24 protein-coding genes are annotated in these 21,091 nt (G+C 37.7%); 10 read left to right on the forward strand and 14 right to left on the reverse strand.

Annotated elements, in window-relative coordinates; translation table 11 throughout:
• The first annotated feature begins 41 nt into the window (after positions 1-41).
• From EA772_RS04695 to EA772_RS04705, 3 genes are all read left to right on the forward strand, one after another.
• Positions 42-1,271, forward strand: a complete 1,230-nt coding sequence (locus EA772_RS04695; protein ID WP_124911472.1) for a serine hydrolase — start codon at positions 42-44, stop codon at positions 1,269-1,271.
• 124 nt (positions 1,272-1,395) lie between these two features.
• Positions 1,396-1,701 (forward strand): YbaB/EbfC family nucleoid-associated protein, encoded by a 306-nt coding sequence (locus tag EA772_RS04700; protein ID WP_010600499.1) that lies wholly within the window; start codon positions 1,396-1,398, stop codon positions 1,699-1,701.
• Between the two features lie 46 nt (positions 1,702-1,747).
• The gene (locus tag EA772_RS04705) at positions 1,748-2,425 is read left to right on the forward strand and encodes a metal-dependent hydrolase (RefSeq protein ID WP_124911474.1); all 678 of its coding nucleotides are present in this window, start codon (positions 1,748-1,750) and stop codon (positions 2,423-2,425) included.
• A gap of 57 nt (positions 2,426-2,482) precedes the next feature.
• On the opposite strand, the gene EA772_RS04710 is transcribed toward EA772_RS04705, so the two are convergent.
• On the reverse strand, positions 2,483-2,818 hold the full coding sequence (locus EA772_RS04710; protein ID WP_124911476.1) for a hypothetical protein: 336 nt from the start codon (positions 2,816-2,818) through the stop codon (positions 2,483-2,485).
• Between the two features lie 75 nt (positions 2,819-2,893).
• The gene (polA, locus tag EA772_RS04715) at positions 2,894-5,701 is read right to left on the reverse strand and encodes a DNA polymerase I (protein ID WP_124911478.1); all 2,808 of its coding nucleotides are present in this window, start codon (positions 5,699-5,701) and stop codon (positions 2,894-2,896) included.
• Between the two features lie 294 nt (positions 5,702-5,995).
• Here polA and EA772_RS04720 point away from each other — a divergent pair, with 294 nt between their 5' ends.
• The gene (locus EA772_RS04720) at positions 5,996-6,676 is read left to right on the forward strand and encodes a hypothetical protein (protein ID WP_124911480.1); all 681 of its coding nucleotides are present in this window, start codon (positions 5,996-5,998) and stop codon (positions 6,674-6,676) included.
• Between the two features lie 58 nt (positions 6,677-6,734).
• Here EA772_RS04720 and EA772_RS04725 read toward each other — a convergent pair whose 3' ends face one another.
• The 5 genes from EA772_RS04725 to trmB all read right to left on the reverse strand — a co-directional run bounded on the left by EA772_RS04725 (position 6,735) and on the right by trmB (position 9,153).
• Positions 6,735-7,328 carry a DNA-3-methyladenine glycosylase I gene (locus EA772_RS04725; protein WP_124911482.1) on the reverse strand — a complete coding sequence of 198 codons (594 nt, stop codon included), beginning with the start codon at positions 7,326-7,328 and terminating at the stop codon, positions 6,735-6,737.
• Positions 7,321-7,683: a four helix bundle protein gene (locus EA772_RS04730; RefSeq protein ID WP_124911484.1), complete on the reverse strand. Its 363-nt coding sequence runs from the start codon at positions 7,681-7,683 to the stop codon at positions 7,321-7,323. Before EA772_RS04730 ends, EA772_RS04725 begins: the two co-directional genes overlap by 8 nt.
• Before the next feature lie 55 nt (positions 7,684-7,738).
• Positions 7,739-8,092: a carboxymuconolactone decarboxylase family protein gene (locus EA772_RS04735; RefSeq protein WP_124911486.1), complete on the reverse strand. Its 354-nt coding sequence runs from the start codon at positions 8,090-8,092 to the stop codon at positions 7,739-7,741.
• 69 nt (positions 8,093-8,161) lie between these two features.
• Positions 8,162-8,500, reverse strand: coding sequence for an MGMT family protein (locus EA772_RS04740; RefSeq protein WP_124911488.1), 339 nt, complete (start codon positions 8,498-8,500; stop codon positions 8,162-8,164).
• A gap of 2 nt (positions 8,501-8,502) precedes the next feature.
• Positions 8,503-9,153, reverse strand: a complete 651-nt coding sequence (gene trmB / locus EA772_RS04745) for a tRNA (guanosine(46)-N7)-methyltransferase TrmB (protein ID WP_116168937.1) — start codon at positions 9,151-9,153, stop codon at positions 8,503-8,505.
• Between the two features lie 120 nt (positions 9,154-9,273).
• Here trmB and EA772_RS04750 point away from each other — a divergent pair, with 120 nt between their 5' ends.
• Both EA772_RS04750 and EA772_RS04755 read left to right on the forward strand, forming a co-directional pair.
• Positions 9,274-10,200, forward strand: a complete 927-nt coding sequence (locus EA772_RS04750; RefSeq protein WP_124911490.1) for a GDP-L-fucose synthase — start codon at positions 9,274-9,276, stop codon at positions 10,198-10,200.
• A 52-nt stretch (positions 10,201-10,252) separates the two neighbouring features.
• Positions 10,253-11,185: a hydrogen peroxide-inducible genes activator gene (locus tag EA772_RS04755; protein ID WP_116168935.1), complete on the forward strand. Its 933-nt coding sequence runs from the start codon at positions 10,253-10,255 to the stop codon at positions 11,183-11,185.
• A gap of 20 nt (positions 11,186-11,205) precedes the next feature.
• Here EA772_RS04755 and EA772_RS04760 read toward each other — a convergent pair whose 3' ends face one another.
• From EA772_RS04760 to EA772_RS04780, 5 genes are all read right to left on the reverse strand, one after another.
• Entirely contained in the window at positions 11,206-11,424 is a 219-nt protein-coding gene (locus tag EA772_RS04760; RefSeq protein WP_124911492.1) for a hypothetical protein, read from the reverse strand.
• A 9-nt stretch (positions 11,425-11,433) separates the two neighbouring features.
• Entirely contained in the window at positions 11,434-11,895 is a 462-nt protein-coding gene (locus EA772_RS04765) for a hypothetical protein (RefSeq protein WP_010600487.1), read from the reverse strand.
• 97 nt (positions 11,896-11,992) lie between these two features.
• The gene (locus EA772_RS04770) at positions 11,993-12,601 is read right to left on the reverse strand and encodes a superoxide dismutase (RefSeq protein WP_124911494.1); all 609 of its coding nucleotides are present in this window, start codon (positions 12,599-12,601) and stop codon (positions 11,993-11,995) included.
• A gap of 181 nt (positions 12,602-12,782) precedes the next feature.
• On the reverse strand, positions 12,783-13,250 hold the full coding sequence (locus EA772_RS04775; RefSeq protein ID WP_116168932.1) for a nucleoside deaminase: 468 nt from the start codon (positions 13,248-13,250) through the stop codon (positions 12,783-12,785).
• A gap of 264 nt (positions 13,251-13,514) precedes the next feature.
• On the reverse strand, positions 13,515-13,850 hold the full coding sequence (locus EA772_RS04780; protein ID WP_124911496.1) for a tRNA-binding protein: 336 nt from the start codon (positions 13,848-13,850) through the stop codon (positions 13,515-13,517).
• A 212-nt stretch (positions 13,851-14,062) separates the two neighbouring features.
• Between EA772_RS04780 and EA772_RS04785 the strand changes: the two genes are divergently transcribed.
• The 4 genes from EA772_RS04785 (at position 14,063) to EA772_RS04800 (ending at position 19,418) form a co-directional block, all read left to right on the forward strand.
• Positions 14,063-15,541: a xylulokinase gene (locus EA772_RS04785; protein WP_124911498.1), complete on the forward strand. Its 1,479-nt coding sequence runs from the start codon at positions 14,063-14,065 to the stop codon at positions 15,539-15,541.
• A 19-nt stretch (positions 15,542-15,560) separates the two neighbouring features.
• Entirely contained in the window at positions 15,561-16,892 is a 1,332-nt protein-coding gene (gene xylA, locus EA772_RS04790) for a xylose isomerase (protein ID WP_124911500.1), read from the forward strand.
• Between the two features lie 113 nt (positions 16,893-17,005).
• Positions 17,006-18,673, forward strand: coding sequence for a sodium/sugar symporter (locus EA772_RS04795; RefSeq protein ID WP_010600482.1), 1,668 nt, complete (start codon positions 17,006-17,008; stop codon positions 18,671-18,673).
• 367 nt (positions 18,674-19,040) lie between these two features.
• Positions 19,041-19,418 (forward strand): VOC family protein, encoded by a 378-nt coding sequence (locus EA772_RS04800; RefSeq protein ID WP_124911502.1) that lies wholly within the window; start codon positions 19,041-19,043, stop codon positions 19,416-19,418.
• A gap of 1 nt (position 19,419) precedes the next feature.
• Here the strand turns inward: EA772_RS04800 and EA772_RS04805 are convergent, their stop codons facing one another.
• Both EA772_RS04805 and EA772_RS04810 read right to left on the reverse strand, forming a co-directional pair.
• Positions 19,420-19,803 carry a hypothetical protein gene (locus tag EA772_RS04805; RefSeq protein WP_010600480.1) on the reverse strand — a complete coding sequence of 128 codons (384 nt, stop codon included), beginning with the start codon at positions 19,801-19,803 and terminating at the stop codon, positions 19,420-19,422.
• A 1-nt stretch (position 19,804) separates the two neighbouring features.
• Complete coding sequence (locus tag EA772_RS04810; RefSeq protein WP_246834039.1) at positions 19,805-21,031, reverse strand: ABC transporter permease; 1,227 nt, start codon at positions 21,029-21,031, stop codon at positions 19,805-19,807.
• Between the last annotated feature and the right edge of the window lie 60 nt (positions 21,032-21,091).

Raw genomic sequence — 21,091 nt, forward strand, 5'->3', positions numbered from 1 at the left:
CTTTAATTTTCGGGTTTTAAATACACTATCCTATATAATTAATGAATTTTAGATTTATATGTTCAGCATTAGCACTCTCTGTATCCATTTTTACCGCTTGCAACAGCAAAAAAGCAGAAGAGCAAAAGGCAGCTGACGCCAAAATCCGTGTTAAGGAAGATGACAAAGCGGATAGTCTTTTAATAGCTTATGATCCAGCCAAAGGAGATAAATGGATCGCCGATTTCGTTCAAAATCTTCATAAAAAGTACGGATTTAATGGGAACATGCTCGTGGCTAAAGATGGCAAAATTCTTTATGAAAAAGCGATTGGGTGGGCCGATTATCTACATCGCGATAGCTTAAAAATCACTTCTGAATTTGAACTGGCATCCATTACCAAAACTTTTACCGGAACGGCCATTATGCAATTGGTAGAAGCAGGCAAGCTTTCGCTAAATGATAACGTGAAGAAATTTTTCCCAAATTTCCCCTATGATGGAATTACGGTGAAACTTTTGCTAACACACCGTAGTGGCATGATGAATTATGTTTATTTTATTGATGACATCTGGCGGAAAGAGAAACGCAATATGAAAAAGGGCGTAAGCAACCAGGAGGTAATGAATGTAATTGCAGAACGCAAACCTAATCCTTACGTAAAACCAGATAACCGCTTTCATTACAATAACTCGAACTTCATGGTGTTGGGCGCCATTATTGAGAAAGTAACAGGTCAGCGTTTCTCTCAATACATGATGGAGCATATTTTTAAACCAGCAGGAATGAAACATACTCATGTTTACAGCACAACCGAATATGAAAAAATTCCTGTTGATGTGGTTGGCCATGACCGTACCTGGAGGTATTCAGTAGCCCAAAATTTTCTGGATGGACCAGTTGGGGATAAAGGAATTTACAGTACCGTTCATGATCTGGTACTTTACGATAAATATTTAAAAAATGCCCGTTTACTTACCAAAAAAAGCACAGATTCATCTTATGTAGGCCGCAACAAACCTGTGAATGGCCATTTTAATTATGGTTATGGCTGGAGAATGTTTGATGGCGACAAAATGGATAAAGTGGTTTACCATACGGGTTGGTGGCATGGTTTCCGCCATATTTACGTACGTGATTTAGATAAAAACATTATCGTAATTTTCTTGGGTAACTTAACCAATGGAAGTTTAATGCATCTCGATGATTTGTATAAACATTTAAATATGCCAATTATCCGCAAGGGAGCTTACCATGGAAATGGAAGCCTGCCGGGAAGCGATGAAGACTAAAAAGATAAACCTCGAAGACTTGATTTTCGAGGTTTTCTTCTTTTAAATGATATTGATTTACATAAAAATAGCTTAGTAAAAAACAATTTAGCCTAAATTCGTTTTATAATAAAAACAACAAATTATGTTCGATAAATTATTCGCGGCACAGCAAAAAGCTGAAGAGATTAAGAAACGTTTAGATACCATTTCAGTATTTGGCGAGGTTGAAAACGGTGCCATCAAGATCACAGCTACTGCTAACAAAGCCATTACAGGAGTTTCAATTGATGAAGAATTTTTTAAAAATGCTGATAAAGAAGAGTTGGAAGAACTATTACAAACTGCGATAAACAAAGCCCTGGCAAATGCTGAAGAAGTAAGCTCAACAGAAATGCAAGCTTCTGCAAAAGATATGTTAGGCGGTTTAGGTGGAATGTTTGGTCAATAAGCATTCCTTCTTTGCGCATTCGTTTATCCAATCTTAAAAACTTAATATGAAATATACTTATTATGGCCAATCGTGCTTTTTAATTGAGGCTGATGGCAAGAAACTCCTATTTGATCCATTTATTAAATCAAATCCATTGGCGAAAGATGTGGATACGTCTAAAATTGAGGCCGATTATATTTTGGTGAGCCATGGCCATGGTGACCATGTTGCAGATTTGGTTGAGTTAGCCAAACAAACCAATGCGGAAGTGATTGCAATGGTAGAGGTTGCCAAGTGGATTAAAGAACAAGGTGTAGATAAAGTAACAGATATCAACTTTGGAACGCAAAAATTATCTTTCGGCAAACTTCGTACTGTATGGGCAGTGCATAGCAGCTCAAATCCTGATGGCAGTTATGGTGGAAATCCAGCTGGATTCGTATTGGAATTAGCAGGCAAACAAATTTATTTTGCCGGAGATACAGCCTTAACAGTTGAAATGAAATTGCTGTCAGAACTTTACAACCTGGATTACGCTATTTTGCCTATTGGTGGTCATTACACCATGGATGTTGATGATGCGATTATTGCCTCGAAGTATATTGATTGTGATCAGATAATTGGTGTTCATTACAATACTTTCCCCCCAATTAGTATTGATACTGAAGATGCTACGGCAAAGTTTAAACGAGAAAGTAAAACCTTGTGGCTCCCTCAAATTGGTGAAACAATAGCACTATAAAATAAAAAAAGGGGATTGATTCACATCATCCCCTTTTCCAAAACTATAAATCTAAACCTAGTTCTTTTTAGCAGCTGTTTTGTTTGCTTTGTAACGCATATCAGCTGTTCCATCTTTTTTAGTAGGACCTACAACCTTGGTTACTGCTTTTGTTTTATTTTCTTTGAAACGCATATCTGGCGTGCCATCTGCTTTCAGTTTTGCAGCCGTTGTAGTTGTTTTTGTTTCAACTTTCTTTGCTTCTTGTTTTGCACTTGCTTTTACCGGCGCAGTAGTTGTTTTCACTTCCTTTTTAACAACTTGTTTAGCCTGTGCTGTTGTTGCTGGTGTTTGTGCAAATGCTGTGGTTAAACCAAATGCTGCGATTGCGATTAAACTCAATAACTTTTTCATACTCGTTTTTAATTTGTTAATATAAAATTGATTAATCGGGATGAAGTTTTAATGAAGATAGGAATAAATTTATTTTTAATGTGCTGCCAGCCAATTTTCTCCCTCACCAATTTCAACAACAATTGGAACGGTTAATTTAATTGCATTGGCCATTTTATCTTGAATGATTGCTTTCATAACTTCTTTTTCTGATTTTACCACATCAAAAACCAACTCATCATGTACTTGCATGGTCATTGTTGATTGTAAGTTTTGTGCTTTCATTTCTCTGTGAATATTAATCATTGCTATCTTAATCATATCGGCAGCTGAACCCTGAATGGGTGCATTGATGGCATTTCGTTCCGCAAAACCACGAACAGTTTGATTGGCCGAATTGATATCTCTTAAATAGCGTCTTCTACCCATAATCGTTTCTACAAATCCATTTTCACGGGCGAAATTCATTGTATCACTCATATAACGCTTAATGCCTGGATACTGAGCGAAATATTGTTCAATAATTTCTGCCGCTTCTTTACGTGGAATGCCCAAATTTTGAGATAACCCGAATGCAGATTGACCATAGATGATCCCGAAGTTTACGGCTTTTGCGTTTCTACGTTGTGTGCTATCTACATCTTCAATAGCGATGCCATATACCTTTGCAGCGGTAGCGGTGTGGATATCAATGTTTTTACTAAAGGCATCCAGCATATTTTCTTCTTTGCTAATCTCTGCGATAATCCTCAGCTCAATTTGCGAATAATCGGCCGATAACAAAATATGATTTTCGTCTCTGGCAATAAAGGCTTTACGCACTTCCCTTCCACGCTCAGTACGGATTGGAATATTTTGCAAATTGGGATTATTTGAACTTAACCGACCCGTAGCAGCAACAGCTTGATTATAGGAAGTATGAACACGACCAGTTTTAGGGTTTACCATCAATGGTAAAGCATCAACATAAGTCGATTTGAGTTTCTGCAACTGGCGAAAATCCAAAATATCCTGAACGATATCACTTTTGCTGGCCAAAGCCATTAATACATCCTCCCCGGTTTGGTACTGTCCGGTTTTGGTTTTCTTTGCTTTTGGATCGAGCTGAAGTTTATCAAATAAAACTTCACCTAATTGTTTCGGCGATGCCAAATTAAATTTGATTCCAGCCTTATCATAAACATTCTGTTCAAACTTAATAATATCAGTTTCCAGCTCCTTCGAATAAGCTTTTAATGTTTCAATATCGATACGAACACCTTCTTTTTCAATGTCGGCCAAAACATAAACCAATGGGTTTTCAATCTCATCAGCTAATTTAGCAGCATTCAACTCCTTTAATTTTGGTTCAAAGACATGAGCCAATTGCAAGGTTACATCCGCATCTTCGGCGGCGTAATCAACTACATCAATTACAGGAACATCACGCATAGTCAATTGATTTTTACCTTTTGCCCCGATTAGTTTGGTAATTGATATTGGTGAATAACCCAGATAGTTTTCTGAGAGCACATCCATGCCATGGCGGGTATCAGGATCGATCAGATAATGTGCTAGCATGGTATCGAAAAGTTTGCCTTTTACCTGCACACCATACCATTTCAATACTAAAATATCGTACTTGGTATTCTGACCAATCTTTTCGATTTTTTCATTTTCAAGTACAACCCGGAATTCATCTACAATAGCCTGAGCTTCTTCTCGGACTGCTGAGACAGGAATATAATAGCCGGTTCCTGGCTTTATTGAAAACGATAGCCCAACTAAATCTGCCATATTCGCATCAGTTCCCGTAGTTTCTGTATCAAATGATATTTTTTCCTGCGTAAGCAACAGTTTTATTAAATCAGCACGCTGCTCTGCGGTTTCTACTAAAACATAATCATGCGCTGTATTTTCTATTGTTTTGGCAGGTAATTTTTCTGCAGGCTCTTCTTCTAAAGTGTTGGTATACTGAATGGTTTCGCCAGACTGATTTCCAAAAAGATCAGTTTGTGTTCCTTCTCCAAATCGTGCTGTGGTAACCGAAAACTCATCACCAAAAACCCGGCGCCCTAGTGTTCTAAACTCCAGCTCCGTAAAAAGCGGTTCTAACAAATCACGACTTGGATCGCAAAGTTCCAAACTTGCTTCATCGAGTTCTACGGGAACATCCAATAAAATGGTTGCAAGCTTTTTTGAAATTAATCCCTGCTCAGCAAAATTCTCTACATTTTCTCGCTGTTTTCCTTTAAGTTCATGAGAATGCGCAATGATATTCTCCATCGAACCGTATTGTTTAATTAAGGCTTTTGCCGTTTTTTCACCAATCCCCGGAATTCCAGGAATGTTATCCACCGCATCACCCCATAAACCTAAAATATCGATAACCTGTAATACGTTTTCAATTTCCCATTTTGCCAGCACCTCCTTCACTCCCAAAATTTCCATATCGTTACCCATTCGGGCTGGCTTATAAATAAAAATATTTTCAGAAACCAATTGGGCAAAATCCTTATCGGGAGTCATGCAATAAACCTGAAAACCTTTCGCCTCTGCTTTTTTTGCAAGCGTACCAATGATATCGTCTGCTTCGTAACCATCTGAAGTGATTACCGGAATATTAAATCCAGTGATTAACTTAATTACATAGGGCATCGCAGCAGCCAAATCTTCAGGCATCGCCTGTCTATGTGCTTTGTATGCTTCGAAAGAAGTATGCCTTTCAGTGGGTGCTTCAGTATCAAAAACGACAGCAATATGCGAGGGTTTTTCTTTCTTCAGCACATCGAGCAAAGTATTGGTAAAGCCCATTACTGCCGATGTATTAATCCCTGTTGAAGTAAAACGAGGATTTTTACTTAATGCGAAGTGTGCCCGGTACATGAGCGCCATTCCATCTAGAAGAAAGAGTTTTTTATTCATGTGATAAAAGTAGCTAAAGTTAGCGATAAGGTTAAATTGCTTTTTCAACAAAAAAGCTAAAATTAAATTATTGCATTCTGGTATTTCATCGTTAAACTAAAACGCCCAATGAAACGTTTCACATCATTATTTTCTGCTTACTTCGCCCGTTGCAATCCGCTGATGACAAAATGAAATCAGATCTTTTAAAATTTCAGCAAAACCATTCTGGTTTAGAAGTTGGAAATATCAAAATTAATTTGAACTCGCAAGATTTAAAAATTTGTTGCGTTATTTGTATTAAGCCTTATTGATATGAAATTTCGATTTTTAACATTCATACTTTTTCTGTTCGCTAATTCGGGTTTTACCCAGGATTTTATTGTTAAAAATAATGATGATGTAATTCGCGGAACTGTAAAGGGCACCGATTATTTTTCGGTTTACATCAGCGCAAATGACGAAGCGGATGTGATTCTTCCTGCAAAAGATGTGAAAAACTTCTTCTGGAATGGAAACAGTTTTGTGAGCAAAGGATTCGCAAACGGAAAAAATTTCGAATACCGTTTTGTAAAGCTGATCGAGATGGGAACCGTAAATCTTTATTCTTTTGGTGGCGGAACGTTGGTTCCCGCAGTTAAGGAAAAAAAGGTGAAGTTCAGGCCATCTGTGGGCATTGGCACCGGAACTGGCGGTTTTGGCGGCATGGGAATGGGCGGCGGAATTAGTATTGGAGGTGGTAGAAGCACAGCACCTGAACGCCCTGCCGGGGCACCTGTAATTCGTTATTTTATTGAAAAACCTGGCGCCGGACCATTACAGGAAGTACCTATGAAAGCCATAACTGATGAGGATAAAAAAGCAAATGTAAAAAGCATATTGCTTCAAAAACTGGGAGACAATGCTGGTTTGAAAGCAAAAGTTGAGAGCAGTACCGATTTTAACAGCCGCGAGGTGATTGAGTGGGTAAAGGAATATAATGCAACAAAAAAATAAACTAGGATTTTTTAAAATCAATCTTCAGAAGGTTGTTCATTACAAAATCACTTTTTGATTATCTGGCACAACAGGTCATTAGGTGGTCATTTACCATTCCTGTAGCCTGCATAAAGGCATAACAAATTGTAGTACCAAAAAATTTAAACCCCCGCTTTTTCATGTCTTTGCTAATTTGATCTGATAATGCTGTTCGGGCCGGAACATTACTCATTCTCTCAATTTTATTTGCGATGGGTTTCCCATTGGGCATAAAATTCCAAATGTACTTTGAAAAACTTCCAAACTCTTTTTGAATTTCGATGAATAATTTAGCATTGGTAATGGCGCCATTTATTTTTAAACGATTCCGGATAATTCCTCCATCGTTCATTAACCGATCAAAATCTTGATCATCAAAAGCAGCTACCTTCTCTACCACAAAGTTTGCGAAAGCCTTCCTGTAACTCTCTCTTCTGCGAAGGATGGTTATCCAGCTTAAACCCGCCTGTGCACCTTCCAAAATCAAAAACTCAAAGAAGGTCTTATCATCATAAACAGGCTTTCCCCATTCTTCATCATGGTATTTGATGTAGAGCGGATCGGATCCAGCCCAGGAGCAACGAATTGAGTCATGAGTCGTAAGTCCAAAGTCTTGAGTCACCTTATGCAAATTTAGCTGGGTTATGAATCATGAAGTTTAATAATTTGCTTATTTCTTCACACTTAGCATCTAGTGAGTTATATGTATCGTTTGAAATATATGCACATGCAAGTGCTACATCTAACCAAACCTGCGTTTCTCCATTTTCCATATCTGCATCAGTTAATTTGCTGATAAAATGATTTGGGTATCTTCTCTTTTTATATGCTTCTCCAATACTACTACAAACTGATCTTGAGGACCTTCGAATCTGATCCACCAAACTATACTGCTCTATTTTTGGAAAATCTTTTGTTAGGTTATGGATTTCCATCAATAAAGAAAACCCTTTCTTATATGCAATCAATTCTCTGAACTTTCCCATGCGAAATAATTTTAAAACGAATATAAGATTCGATCACAGACTCATGACTTCTGACTTAAGACTTTGGACTCAACAACAGCTCATCCCAATACTCTAACGCTCTTCTATAGTGCGGAATGACAATACTTCCTCCAACCAAATTTGCAATCATAAAAATTTCATTCATTTCATCGCTGTTTACGCCTGCATCGTGGCATTTACCCAAATGATACTTAATGCAATCATCGCAACGTAAAACCATTGAAGCCACCAATCCTAGCATTTCCTTTGTTTTTACATCCAGGGCACCATCGGCATAAGAAGTGGTGTCAAGCGCAAAAAAACGTTTGATGTTGGTATTTGCAGTTTCCATGATTCTATCGTTCATTTTTTCGCGATAGCTATTAAATTCTTCTACTAGTTTTCCCATATTAATTATTGAGTGAATGATTTTTGAATGAGTGAATGAGTTGGCGTTAACCCCGAAAATTCTATAATACTAATCCTCAAAATTAATTTCTTCCATTGGATTCCAGAATACCTTTTTAAAATTGACGACCTTATCATTTTTAACCTCAACGCCTTCTTTGAACAAAAGTTCAACCATCGTTTCTGGTGTTTCAAAATGAAATTTTCCCGTAAGCAAACCGCTACTGTTTACCACCCGGTGCGCAGGCACTTTCGGATGGGCCGTTCCTGCATAAGCCATTGCATGCCCTACCATTCTTGATGATTTGGCTGCTCCTAAACTTTTAGCGATGGCACCGTAGGAGGTTACTCTTCCTTTCGGAATTAAGCGGGCAACCTCATAAACCTGTTCGTAAAAGTTTGTATTCATCTTTATTCAAACGAAAATTGAATGTAATTGATGTTTTTATCGTGAAGCAAGTATTTCTTTTCGTAATAGGTCTTAATCGATAACACATCATCAACTAAATCCGAAGTATATAAATGATCTGTATTTTTATGAACTTTTAAACCAAGCGCTTCTACTTTTTCACAAGTATAGGCATAAAGCTGATCATTATCTGTTTTAAGGTTTACCTTTCCGCCAGGCTTCAATACCGTTTTATAGCGTTCTAAAAATACTGGAAAGGTAAGGCGTTTTTTTTCTCTGCTGTCTTGTGGCTGAGGATCTGGAAAGGTAATCCAGATTTCATCTATTTCGCCTTCAGCAAAATAATCCAATAGGTTTTCGATCTGAATTCTTAAAAAGGCCACATTATCAATCCCATCTTCAATGGCTGTTTTTGCCCCACGCCAAATTCTGTTTCCTTTGTAATCAACACCAATAAAATTTTTATCGGGGAACAATGTGGCCAGGTTCACCGTATATTCACCTTTTCCACAAGCCAACTCCAACACAACCGGATTTGAATTTTTAAAATGTTCAGCAGCCCATTTACCCTTTAGGGTTTTCCCCTGATCTAATTGATATACGTTTGCAAAGGTCTCTATCTCGGCGAAACGTCTAAGTTTATCTTTACCCAAAAGTTTTTTTTCGGCAAATTTACAATTAAATCAATTATGAAAACAGGTTTTTGCATGCTTATCTTGCCAGTTTTTAGTTTATCAATTGTATTTTTGCAATCGATTTAAAGAAACATCACATTGGAAAAAAGTGCCAAAATTTATATTGCAGGTCATCGTGGCATGGTTGGGTCAGCAATTTATCGTAAGCTTCAAAAAGAAGGGTTCGAGAATTTATTAACCAAAACATCCGAGGAACTAGATTTAAGAAATCAACAAGCTGTTGCCGATTTTTTTGCACAAGAACGCCCGGAATATGTTTTTCTTGCAGCTGCAAAAGTTGGTGGTATTGTCGCCAACAATACCTACAGAGCCGATTTCCTTTATGAAAACCTTGCCATTCAAAACAATGTCATTCATCAATCTTATTTAACAGGGGTTAAAAAATTGATGTTTTTAGGATCAAGCTGCATCTATCCGAAGTTAGCTCCACAGCCTTTAAAAGAAGATTATCTGCTTACTGGAGTTTTAGAGCATACCAATGAGCCTTATGCCATTGCCAAAATTGCTGGTATTAAAATGTGTGATGCCTACCGCGATCAATATGGATGTAATTTCGTTTCGGTAATGCCGACAAATCTTTATGGTTATAACGATAATTATCATCCGCAAAACTCTCATGTTTTACCGGCACTGATCAGAAAAATCCATGAAGCTAAAGTAAACGATGAAAAACACGTAACCGTTTGGGGTTCCGGAACTCCACTTCGTGAGTTTCTATTTGCTGATGATTTGGCTGATGCCTGTTATTTCCTGATGCAAAACTATAATGAGCCAAACCTAATTAACATTGGTACCGGACACGACCTGACCATAAAAGATTTGGCTTTATTGATAAAAGAGGTATTAGGATTTGAAGGTGAACTCGTTTTCGACACGACAAAACCCGACGGTACACCTCGAAAATTAATGGATGTAACCAAGCTGCACAACCTGGGCTGGAAACATAAAATTGAGTTAAAAGAAGGTATTGAATTAGCCTATCAGGATTTTCAAAGCAGATATTAAAATGTGATAGTTAAAATTGATATATTTGAAAAGATAAATCAATTTTAACTATATGACATTAGTTCAACTCGAATATATTGTTGCCGTAGATACTTACAGAAGTTTTGTTACCGCTGCCGAAAAATGTTTCGTTACACAGCCTACCTTGAGTATGCAGGTTCAGAAACTGGAAGAATTACTGAGCGTTAAAATTTTCGACAGGAGCAAACAGCCTGTATCACCAACAGAGATCGGTTCTCAAATTATTGCTCAGGCGAGAATTATTTTACAAGAAAGCGGGAAGGTAAAGGAACTCATTAGTAGCCAGCAGCAGGATGTATTGGGTGAACTTAGAATTGGTGTAATCCCAACGGTAGCCCCTTATTTATTGCCACAGGTGATTTCGGCCATGTTGGAAAAATATCCCGAACTCAAACTGCTGATTTGGGAATACACTACTGAAGATATTATTCATCATTTAAAAACCGGCGTGTTGGATTGTGGTATTTTAGCTACTCCATTAACGGATGCTAACATTTCAGAAACGCCATTATACTACGAAAATTTTGTAAGTTATATCAGCAAAAATAGCAAGCTTTATAAAAAGAAAGCAGTTGATGCTGAGGATTTAAACGATGAAAATATTTGGCTGTTAAACGAAGGGCACTGCATGCGAAATCAGGTTCTTAATATCTGCCGTTCGACTAAAAATAACAGATTGCAGGGCTTAGAGTATAATACCGGAAGTGTAGAAACCTTAGTGAGGATGGTTGATTTAAACGGTGGAGCTACTTTATTACCCGAGCTGGCTATTGCAGAATTAAATGCTAAACAAACCAACAAAATCCGTCACTTTAAATCTCCTGAACCGGTGAGGGAAATTAGCCTGGTAACACATAAAAATTTCATCAAAAAAAGAATGTTAAATGCTTTAAAAGAAGAAATTTTAGCCATCATCCCGAAAACAATGAAGCAGAAAAAAAAGAAAGACATTGTTGGTATCTAACAACTAAGATCGTTTATCTTCTATTTCTTATCTACGTGATCAGCCAACTGATAAGCAGCTGTTTTCGGGTTTTTATCCTCTAAAAAAATGAGGATCACCAAAGAAATAATTGGAATTAAAAAAGAAATCAGAAACCAGAACCAGAAATTTCTGCCAGTGCGTTTAGCTAAAAAACCAGCCAGTAACTGAGGTGAAAGTAATAAGCCCATAATAACCGTACCGAGGATAATCTCTGGCATAGTAGTGTCTTATTGTTTTTGAGGATCTAGCGGAGGTGCGGAAAGCAAGCCTTTGATATCACTCTCAACTTCTTCTTCTTCACCTTTTTTCTTCTTTTTCTTTTTGTCTTTATTCGATTTTCCGCTTAGGCGCTCTTCAATTACTCTATCGTATTCGGTTTGTTGTTCACCTTTTAATACGTTGCGGATATTTTTAGAGGTTTCGTTCTGAAGTTTATAAAATTTATCTACATCCTCTTCCCGAGAATTACCTGCTTGTTGCCTTTTTATTAAATCTGCCTGTTCTTTAGCCTGATTAAAAGTGAAACGATAGATTACACTTTTCTGCGTATCATTTAGCTTCAAACGTTTATCCAGATCCTCTACATTTTTCTTCGCAATCTCATCTGGTGTCGGCATTTTGTTTTGCTGAGCATTTACCAGGTTAATTAAACCAAACACCATTAAAAATAAAAATATAATCCGCTTCATTTTGAACATTTTAATAGTTGCGAAGTTACTTAATTATCTTAAAACAAGAAAGTCCCGATTTTCACCGAGACTTTCTAAATTTTATAAAAAGGATTGCTTACAAAGCTTTTTTATAAAGTTCTGCAACTGCATCCCAGTTTACTGCATTCCAGATAGCCGCCAGATAATCAGGACGTTTGTTTTGATACTTTAAGTAATAAGCATGCTCCCAAACATCGATACCAAAAATTGGGGTACCTTTTACTTCTGCAACATCCATCAAAGGGTTATCCTGGTTTGGAGTAGACGAAACCTGAAGTTTTTTATCAGCGCCAACAGATAACCATGCCCAACCCGAACCAAAACGCGTTGCACCAGCATCTTGTAATTTAGTTTTTAACTCAGCAAATGAACCAAAAGCCTCATTAATCGCCTTTGCTAAATCGCCAGTAGGCTCGCCACCTTTGTTTGGACCTAAAACTTTCCAGAACAAAGAGTGATTATAGTGACCTCCGCCATTGTTTCTTACAGCAGCAGGATATTTAGAAATGTTTTTTACAATTTCTTCGATGCTTAAACTTGCTTCAGGCTTACCTTCAACAGCTTTATTTAAGTTAGTAACGTAAGCTTGATGGTGTTTATCATGGTGGATTTCCATGGTAGTTTTATCAATATGCGGTTCTAATGCATCGGTTGCGTACGGTAACGCAGGTAATTCAAAAGCCATAGTATTATGTTTTTAGATTTTAAAATGTTTCTAATAGCAAATATAACATTCGTAGGTTAAGATTTGTTCATGTAATTATCATCAAATCTTTTTTCATGAAAAGTTTCAATCTTTGCGATCAATAAAAAATTGGAACAGCGAAAAATTAAAATCAGGTCGGATAGCTATAAGCCATTTTAGGCTATCTTTTCTTTGCAAAGAAATTTTTCATAAGTAAGGCAGATTCTTCCGCTAAAACGCCACCCTTAAGCTCGGTTTTTGGGTGCAATAAGTTTGCATTTTTCGAAATAAATCCACGTTTCTCTTCCCTGGCGCCATAAACAATTCGGCTTATTTGCGTCCAGTAACTGGCCCCGGCACACATTACGCAAGGCTCAATGGTAACATATAACGTACAATCTCTTAAATATTTCCCACCAATAGTTTGGGCGGCAGATGTAAATGCCTGCATTTCGGCATGTGCTGTTACATCGTTAAATTTTTCGGTTAAATTATAACCTCTCCCAACAATACGGTTTTTGCTCACCACAATTGCACCAATCGGAATTTCATCTTCACTTAGTGCTTTCCTAGCTTCTTCCAAAGCCAGTTTCATGTAGTGAATATCTTCTTCCTCAGGGTTGGTATTTTCGAAATTATAAAAACTCATAGTGCAAAGATAACGAAAGGCCTGAAAGCACTACTGTTTAATCCAAGCAAATAAAATGGTTTTGCTGCAGATTAATGCGCCGCATGCATATTGAATTTGTTTAAAAATAAATGAGGAAGCGGAGCGCTACTGCTTATCGGAAAATGCCCTCCTGCTTTACATTATAGCCCCGAGAAGTCGGGGGCTGCCATTTCAAACAGGGCTAAAAACAAAGGATCAGCAAGAAACCAGTTCCTCGCTACAGCGCTGATACCTAGTGTCAATCTAAACCAGTTTACTTCCGTTGGGCGTTTTTTTATCTACAGCCGTCAGAATGATATCGCCATTTTCATCAGCGAAACCCGTTACCAAAAACTCTGACATAAACTTACCAATTTGTTTCTTCGGAAAGTTAATTACCCCTACAATTTGTTTTCCCGGCAATTCCTCGATCGTATAGTGTTTGGTAATTTGAGCACTACTCGTTTTAATTCCAAAAGTCCCGAAATCAACCTTTAACTTATACGCCGGCCTTCTGGCCTCCGGAAACTCGAAGGCTTCTATAATTGTTCCAACACGCAACTCTACCTTCTCAAAATCATCCCATGTAATTACTTCCATTATTTCTTATTTTGATTTTAATATCGCTAAAGTATCAATTATGCTTCAATTGTTATCCGGAATAAATTGTATTCTTAAGCAAAGTTGACTTGAATTTGGAAGCATTTAACTCCATTACAACCTTTATGTTGTCAGACAAAAATTTGCGCATTTAAATTTAAGACCTATATTTATGCAACCGTTTGCATAACCAAATACACTAAACCATCCAAATGTATTTATTAGGTATTGATATAGGCACATCATCAATTAAAGTTGCAGTTGTTGATGTAGAAACCCAAAAAAGTATTGCAACCGTTCAATATCCCGAAGACGAAACAGAAATTAAATCTGTTCAGCCTGGCTGGGCAGAACAATCTCCTGCAGATTGGTGGGAAAATACAAAGCAGGCTATTCTTAAGCTAAATGCTACAAATTTATTTAACCCGAAAAATATTGCAGCTATAGGCATTGCTTATCAAATGCATGGTTTAGTTGTGGTTGATGAAAATCAAGATGTATTGCGTGATAGCATCATTTGGTGTGATAGCAGGGCCGTAGAAATAGGTGAAAAAGCTTTTGATCAGATTGGCCACCAAAATGCATTAAGCAGCTTGCTCAACTCTCCTGGCAATTTTACCGCATCAAAACTGGCTTGGATCAAAGAAAACGAACCTCATATTTATCAAAAAATAGATAAAATCATGCTTCCCGGAGATTTCATTTCAATGAAATTAACCGGAAATATTACCACAAGTATTTCGGCATTATCTGAGGGTATTTTCTGGGATTTCCAACAAGACAAAATTTCGAAAGCTGTAATGGATTATTACGGTTTAGATTATAATTTTATTCCTGAAATAAATGAATTATTCTCCTCACATGGCGTACTAACGGAGGAGATAGCCCTATTTTTAGGCTTGACCGCAAGAATCCCGGTGGCATATAAATCTGGAGATCAACCTAACAACGCTCTCTCACTAAATGTAATGAAGCCAGGTGAAGTTGCTGCAACGGCAGGGACTTCAGGCGTCATTTACGGCGTGAGCAATAGCCTAAGTTACGACCCGCAGTCGCGTGTGAATACTTTTGCGCATGTAACCTATTCTCCCGAAGAAAAAAATACTGGTGTATTACTTTGCATTAATGGCACCGGCAGTATGTACCGTTGGGCGAAAAACACCTTTGCACCTCATTTAAATTATCAAGAGCTAAATACTTTAGCAGCAAAAGCTCCTATTGGTAGCAAAGGATTAAACGTATTGCCATTTGGAAATGGAGCAGAACGAATGCTCAATAATCAGTATACAGGCGCCCAGTTTTTAGGTATCGATTTAAATATTCACAGTCAGGCAGAAATTTTTAGAGCCGTTCAGGAGGGCATAGCATTCTCATTCAGGTATGGTATTGATATTATGTGTGAAATTGGAATGGAGCCGAAAGTAATCCGGGCAGGTAGGGCCAATCTTTTTCTTAGCGAGGTTTTTGCGCAAACCTTTGTTGATGTTACCGGCGTTCGGGTAGAACTTTACGAAAATGATGGTAGTGTTGGCGCAGCATTAGGAGCGGGCATTGGTGCAGGCATTTTCAACACTGCGGAAGACGCATTTACGCATCACGAGGTAGTCGCCACACTTGATCCAAAAAATTCTGCAGATTATGAACCAATCTACCAGAAATGGAAATCATTACTAATGAAAACTTTAAAATAGAACCACAAAAAAATATACAATGACAAAAGTAGTAACAGGAGCAAAAGAATTTTTCAAAGGGATAAACCAAATTCAATTCGAAGGGTTAGAAAGTAATAATCCATTAGCCTTTAGATGGTATGATGCGAATAAGATAGTTGCAGGTAAAACCATGAATGAGCATTTCAAATTTGCATGCGCTTATTGGCATTCTTTTAATGGAAACGGTGCTGATCCTTTCGGTGGTGCCACGCACATTTTTCCCTGGGATGAAAAAAATGATGTGATCGAAAGGGCAAAAGCTAAAATGGATGCTGCTTTTGAGTTTATTACAAAAATGCAATTGCCTTACTACTGTTTTCACGATGTTGATGTTGTTGATTATTGTGATAATGTAGCTGAAAACGAACGTAGATTACAGAGTTTGGTAGAATATGCTAAACAAAAACAAGCTGATAGCGGCGTAAAGTTACTTTGGGGAACTGCAAATTTATTCAGTCACAAACGTTACATGAACGGTGCTTCAACCAATCCCGATTTTCATGTACTGGCACATGGAGCTGCACAGGTGAAAGCGGCGCTGGATGCCACTATTGCTCTTGGCGGCGAAAATTACGTTTTCTGGGGAGGCAGAGAAGGTTATATGAGTTTGCTGAATACCAATATGAAACGTGAACAGGAACATTTGGCTAAGTTTTTACATACGGCAAAAGATTATGGCCGCCAGCAAGGGTTTAAAGGTACTTTTTTTATTGAGCCTAAACCATGTGAACCCTCTAAACATCAATACGATTATGATGCGGCTACGGTAAAAGGATTTTTACAGCAGTACGATTTATTAAATGATTTCAAACTTAACCTGGAGGTTAACCATGCTACTTTAGCTGGCCATACCTTTCAACATGAACTACAGGTTGCAGTTGATAACGGACTGCTGGGTTCCATCGATGCCAATCGTGGAGATTACCAAAATGGATGGGATACTGATCAGTTTCCAAATGATATCAATGAATTAACAGAGTCCATGCTGATTATTTTGGAAGGCGGCGGCTTACAGGGCGGCGGTGTAAACTTCGATGCAAAAATTCGCAGGAACTCCACCGATCCTGCAGATTTATTTTATGCGCACATTGGCGGCATGGATATTTTCGCCAGGGCTTTGATCACCGCAGACGCCATTCTTCAACAGTCAGATTACAAAAAAATCAGAGCAGATCGTTACGCATCCTTTGACAGTGGAAAAGGAGCAGAATTTGAGCAAGGCAACTTAAGTTTAGAAGACCTGAGAAACTTCGCCGCCGAAAACGGGGAACCTGAAATGAGAAGTGGAAAACAGGAATATCTGGAGAATTTGATCAACAGATATATCTAATTGGCAGCATAGAAAAATAATAAATGTCGTTTTAACATTTTTAAGTTAAAAAAATTAAAATTTAATTTATGATTTCACTACATTTAGCCTTCTAAACCAAATAACTTACTTAAATGAAAGTAACAGATTACATTATTTTTCTAGCCTATTTTGCTGTTGTGGCAATATATGGTTTCTGGATTTACCACCGTAAAAAGCAAGCGCAAATGAGCAGTAAGGATTACTTCCTTGCTGAAGGATCACTGACCTGGTGGGCCATAGGTACATCATTAATTGCCTCGAACATTAGCGCTGAGCAGTTTGTAGCCATGAGTGGCGATGGATTTAAAATGGGATTAGCCATTTCTACTTACGAATGGATGGCAGCTGCAACACTGGTTATTGTGGCTACATTTTTTATTCCCGTTTACCTCAAAAACAAAATCTATACCATGCCTCAATTTTTGAGTCAGCGGTATAATGGTACAGTTGCCATGATTATGGCCGTGTTTTGGTTATTATTATATGTAGTGGTTAACCTAACCTCGATACTTTATTTAGGTGCCTTGGCCGTAAGTAGCATATCAGGTATCGGTTTCTGGTATTGTATGATTGGTTTAGCCGTTTTCGCAGTTATTATTGCCCTGGGCGGAATGAAAGTTATTGGCTATACGGATGTTATCCAGGTTGCTTTCTTAATTTTTGGAGGTTTAGCCACAACTTATCTCGCACTTAATTTAGTGAGTGATCACTTTGGCGGAGACGGTGTTTTGGATGGTTTAGCATTTTTGAGAGAAAAAGCTCCAGACCATTTTCATATGATTTTCAAAAAGGACAGCGCCAATTATGCTTCTCTTCCGGGTATGACGGTTTTATTAGGTGGTATGTGGATTGTGAACTTAAATTATTGGGGATGTAATCAGTACATTACGCAGCGTGCTCTAGGTGCTGATTTAAAAACTGCACGAGCAGGTATTTTATTTGCAGCATTTTTGAAGCTTTTAATGCCTCTAATTGTTGTTTTGCCGGGTATTGCCGTTTATATGTTATATCAGGAAAAAACGGGTATTGATGTAAATTCAATGATGCCGGGGGGCGAACTTCGTCCGGATCGTGCCTACCCAACCTTATTAAATATTTTACCTACCGGATTAAAAGGTTTATCATTCGCTGCACTAACCGCAGCAATTGTAGCCTCTCTTGCTGGTAAAATAAATAGTATCTCAACCATTTACACTTTAGATATTTTCAAGAAACACATCAGAAAAGAAGCTTCTGAGAAAAGTTTGGTAAGAACTGGCAGATTGGTAGTTATTGTAGCCATGGCCATTGCAATCGCAATTTCTCCATTCTTAGGTATTGATAAAAAAGGTGGATTTGAATTTATTCAGGAGTACACAGGATTTGTAAGTCCGGGTATTTTTGCTATGTTCATTTTAGGTTTCTTCTGGAAAAAAACCACTTCAAATGCAGCGTTATTTGCTACCATTGGTGGCTTTGGTTTATCAGTTTTACTGAAATTTTTACCTGGAATGATGGATTTATCATTCTTACACGATTTCGGTTTCTCAGTAGCAAATGCTGAAGGCATTTACGAAATCCCTTTCTTAGATAGAATGGGCTTTGTTTTCGTTATTTGTATCGTGGTGATGTTTGCGATTAGCATGATCGAAAATAGTAAAGGCGATAAATCAAATGGTTTAGAAATTGATTCCAGTATGTTTAAAGTTCACCCTAGTTTTGCCGTAGGATCCTTATTGGTTTGCGGTATTCTGGTAGCGCTTTATTCTATCTTCTGGTAAATAAAAACATAATGCAAAGAAAGGCTTTCTGGTTAAACCGGGAAGCCTTTCCTTTTTAGAAAACTTTTCTGCTTGCGCTCGTTTCAAACGAGCGCATCAATAAAAAAGCGATTTAATCGCCATTAATATTCGTAAAATACGAAAGGCCATTTCCACGCTCGTTAGAAACGAGCATGGGTTAAGAACGATTTCTTTACGACGAAGTTTGAGGGGCGTCTATTTATCTTTTTTGAGATAAAATTGATAACTTTTATTAAACGGTCAACCTCAGCATATTAAGATTGCCTTAACAGTTGCAACATTCCTTGATTCTCCCGGGGATATAGCGGGAGGCGGGTTGAAAAAATGACGGCTAAACTAATTCAGCATGAAATCACCAGATTATTATCAGACAATTATGCCTTACCTCGTGGTAAAGGATGCCGAGAAATTTATAGATTTTTTAAAGGAAGTTTTTAACGCTGATATAAAGTTAATCGTACCTAGGGAGAATGGCTCCATCATGCATGCTGAAGCCGTCTTTGAAGGGGGAACAATTATGTTTGCCAATGCAAATGATGATTTTCTACCCTTTCCAGCCGGAATGTTTATACATTCGCCAAATGCAATAACTTTCTACGATAAAGCTCTTAAAAATGCTGCAACCTCTATACAGGAACCTGCTCAAAGAGAATATGGCTTAAGTGCCGGCTTTGAAGATGCCTGGGGAAATGTTTGGTGGGTAACCGTTCCTGAAAATAAATAGATTATTGTGCACAAGGCCCGTCAGGAATTTCTTTACTGATTTTGATCACTTTAGTAACTACCAGTGTCGAATCGAAATCAGCTGAAACGGTTGCAGTATCAGATTTGGCAATATAACCTTCCAGCTCTACATAAACGGGTTCATAAGGCTTTTCAAAACCTAAATTACTGTAAGAAAGCTCCAGGTTTTTAACACTGTCGGTCACCCAATATTCTCTACCATCTTCACAAAGAGTAAAAGATTTCATTTCAGGACCAAAACTATAAAGCCCCTTAACAACTTTTAATTTACTGTTTTCGCCTTCAGCTTTCTCTGTTCTATTACAAGCGGTAGCCGCCACGCCAAGTAGCACAACAAATACAATTGCTTGTTTAAATAACTTCATTCTATATTGATTGATTAATTTGATCGATCTTTTTGACACTTAGATTTGATGACAAAGCCGATGCCAAAAATGAAAAAATACCCACTGTAATAAACACTAAAACAAAATCCTGCCATTTTAATCCGATAGGGTATGCATTTACCATAGATCCTTCTCCCATGCTGATTAACCCAAATGTATGCTGGACATAATAGAAAAGCAAACCTATGATTAAACCCAACACGCATCCAGACATGGTAATCATCATTCCTTCAAAAAGAAAAATGCGTTTAATTAATTTTTTGCTGGCGCCCAGGCTGCTCAGGATAGCGATATCCTTAATTTTATCGATAACAAGCATGGTTAGGGAGCCAACTACATTAAATATAGCGATTATTAAAATGAATGTTAAAATAATATACACCATACTTTTTTCAGAATTAAATATATGATGTAAGGAACTATTTTGTTCTGCCCGGTTTTGAACAACAAATCCACTACCAAGCTTTTCTGCAATTTCTTTTTTGTATTGATCGACGTCTACATTTTGATTAAAATCGATTTCTATAGACGAAACATTTTTGCTCTCATCCAACAACTCCCTTGCAAATTCCAGGGGAACGATGATGCCGTTATCAAAATCTTGCTGCACCTCAAACACACCGCTTACGCGAATGCTTTTGGCAATAAAATCATCAGTAGGGTTTAAAGAACTTACGGATATCGTTTTTTTTGGGGAATAAATTTCTAATTCTGTAAAAGGATCTAAAGTATTCACGGCCAGATAACTCTGCAATGCTGATCCCATTACGCTACTAAAACCACTTTTGTTTTGAAGTATAAATCGACCTTCTTTAATTGTACTGTCTAATTTGGTATTCTTCAGATAATCAGCACTAACGCCCTTAACTAGGCCCACGGCCTGTTTATCGTTATATTTTAACAAAGCCTTTTCCTGTAAAACTTCGGAAAATGCGTATACATCCTTATTTTTCCTTAATGCATTGAAGTAGGCCGTATTGGGATCGAACGTTTTACCTTTTGCAGGTGTAATTGCAATTTGAGGAGTAATTGTATCAAACATACCCAGCACTACTGTTTCCAAGCCGTTAAATACTGATAAAATAATAATCAGGGCCGCACTGCCAACCATTACGCCGGCCATTGATATTCCAGATATCAGATTGATGGCATTGGTAGATTTTTTGGCAAACAAGTAGCGTTTGGCAATATATAGCGGCGTATTCACAGTTGCAAAGATAGCTAAAATGTAAGACGTATCATGTAAAACGGCATGTTAAACGCCCAG

This window comes from Pedobacter sp. G11, assembly GCF_003860265.1.
Classification (GTDB): Bacteria; Bacteroidota; Bacteroidia; order Sphingobacteriales; family Sphingobacteriaceae; genus Pedobacter; species Pedobacter agri.

Bases quoted from the DNA above. Each gene is read 5' to 3' on its own strand.
- EA772_RS04795 (WP_010600482.1), top strand. From the start codon at position 17,006: ATGAAAGTAACAGATTACATTATTTTTCTAGCCTATTTTGCTGTTGTG.
- EA772_RS04765 (WP_010600487.1), bottom strand. From the start codon at position 11,895: ATGAAGCGGATTATATTTTTATTTTTAATGGTGTTTGGTTTAATTAAC.
- EA772_RS04720 (WP_124911480.1), top strand. From the start codon at position 5,996: ATGAAATTTCGATTTTTAACATTCATACTTTTTCTGTTCGCTAATTCG.
- EA772_RS04705 (WP_124911474.1), top strand. From the start codon at position 1,748: ATGAAATATACTTATTATGGCCAATCGTGCTTTTTAATTGAGGCTGAT.
- polA (WP_124911478.1), bottom strand. From the start codon at position 5,701: ATGAATAAAAAACTCTTTCTTCTAGATGGAATGGCGCTCATGTACCGG.
- EA772_RS04735 (WP_124911486.1), bottom strand. From the start codon at position 8,092: ATGGGAAAACTAGTAGAAGAATTTAATAGCTATCGCGAAAAAATGAAC.
- EA772_RS04805 (WP_010600480.1), bottom strand. From the start codon at position 19,803: ATGAAGTTATTTAAACAAGCAATTGTATTTGTTGTGCTACTTGGCGTG.
- EA772_RS04800 (WP_124911502.1), top strand. From the start codon at position 19,041: ATGAAATCACCAGATTATTATCAGACAATTATGCCTTACCTCGTGGTA.
- EA772_RS04755 (WP_116168935.1), top strand. From the start codon at position 10,253: ATGACATTAGTTCAACTCGAATATATTGTTGCCGTAGATACTTACAGA.
- xylA (WP_124911500.1), top strand. From the start codon at position 15,561: ATGACAAAAGTAGTAACAGGAGCAAAAGAATTTTTCAAAGGGATAAAC.
- EA772_RS04730 (WP_124911484.1), bottom strand. From the start codon at position 7,683: ATGGGAAAGTTCAGAGAATTGATTGCATATAAGAAAGGGTTTTCTTTA.
- EA772_RS04770 (WP_124911494.1), bottom strand. From the start codon at position 12,601: ATGGCTTTTGAATTACCTGCGTTACCGTACGCAACCGATGCATTAGAA.
- EA772_RS04700 (WP_010600499.1), top strand. From the start codon at position 1,396: ATGTTCGATAAATTATTCGCGGCACAGCAAAAAGCTGAAGAGATTAAG.
- EA772_RS04760 (WP_124911492.1), bottom strand. From the start codon at position 11,424: ATGCCAGAGATTATCCTCGGTACGGTTATTATGGGCTTATTACTTTCA.
- EA772_RS04710 (WP_124911476.1), bottom strand. From the start codon at position 2,818: ATGAAAAAGTTATTGAGTTTAATCGCAATCGCAGCATTTGGTTTAACC.
- EA772_RS04780 (WP_124911496.1), bottom strand. From the start codon at position 13,850: ATGGAAGTAATTACATGGGATGATTTTGAGAAGGTAGAGTTGCGTGTT.
- EA772_RS04695 (WP_124911472.1), top strand. From the start codon at position 42: ATGAATTTTAGATTTATATGTTCAGCATTAGCACTCTCTGTATCCATT.
- EA772_RS04775 (WP_116168932.1), bottom strand. From the start codon at position 13,250: ATGAGTTTTTATAATTTCGAAAATACCAACCCTGAGGAAGAAGATATT.
- EA772_RS04740 (WP_124911488.1), bottom strand. From the start codon at position 8,500: ATGAATACAAACTTTTACGAACAGGTTTATGAGGTTGCCCGCTTAATT.
- EA772_RS04785 (WP_124911498.1), top strand. From the start codon at position 14,063: ATGTATTTATTAGGTATTGATATAGGCACATCATCAATTAAAGTTGCA.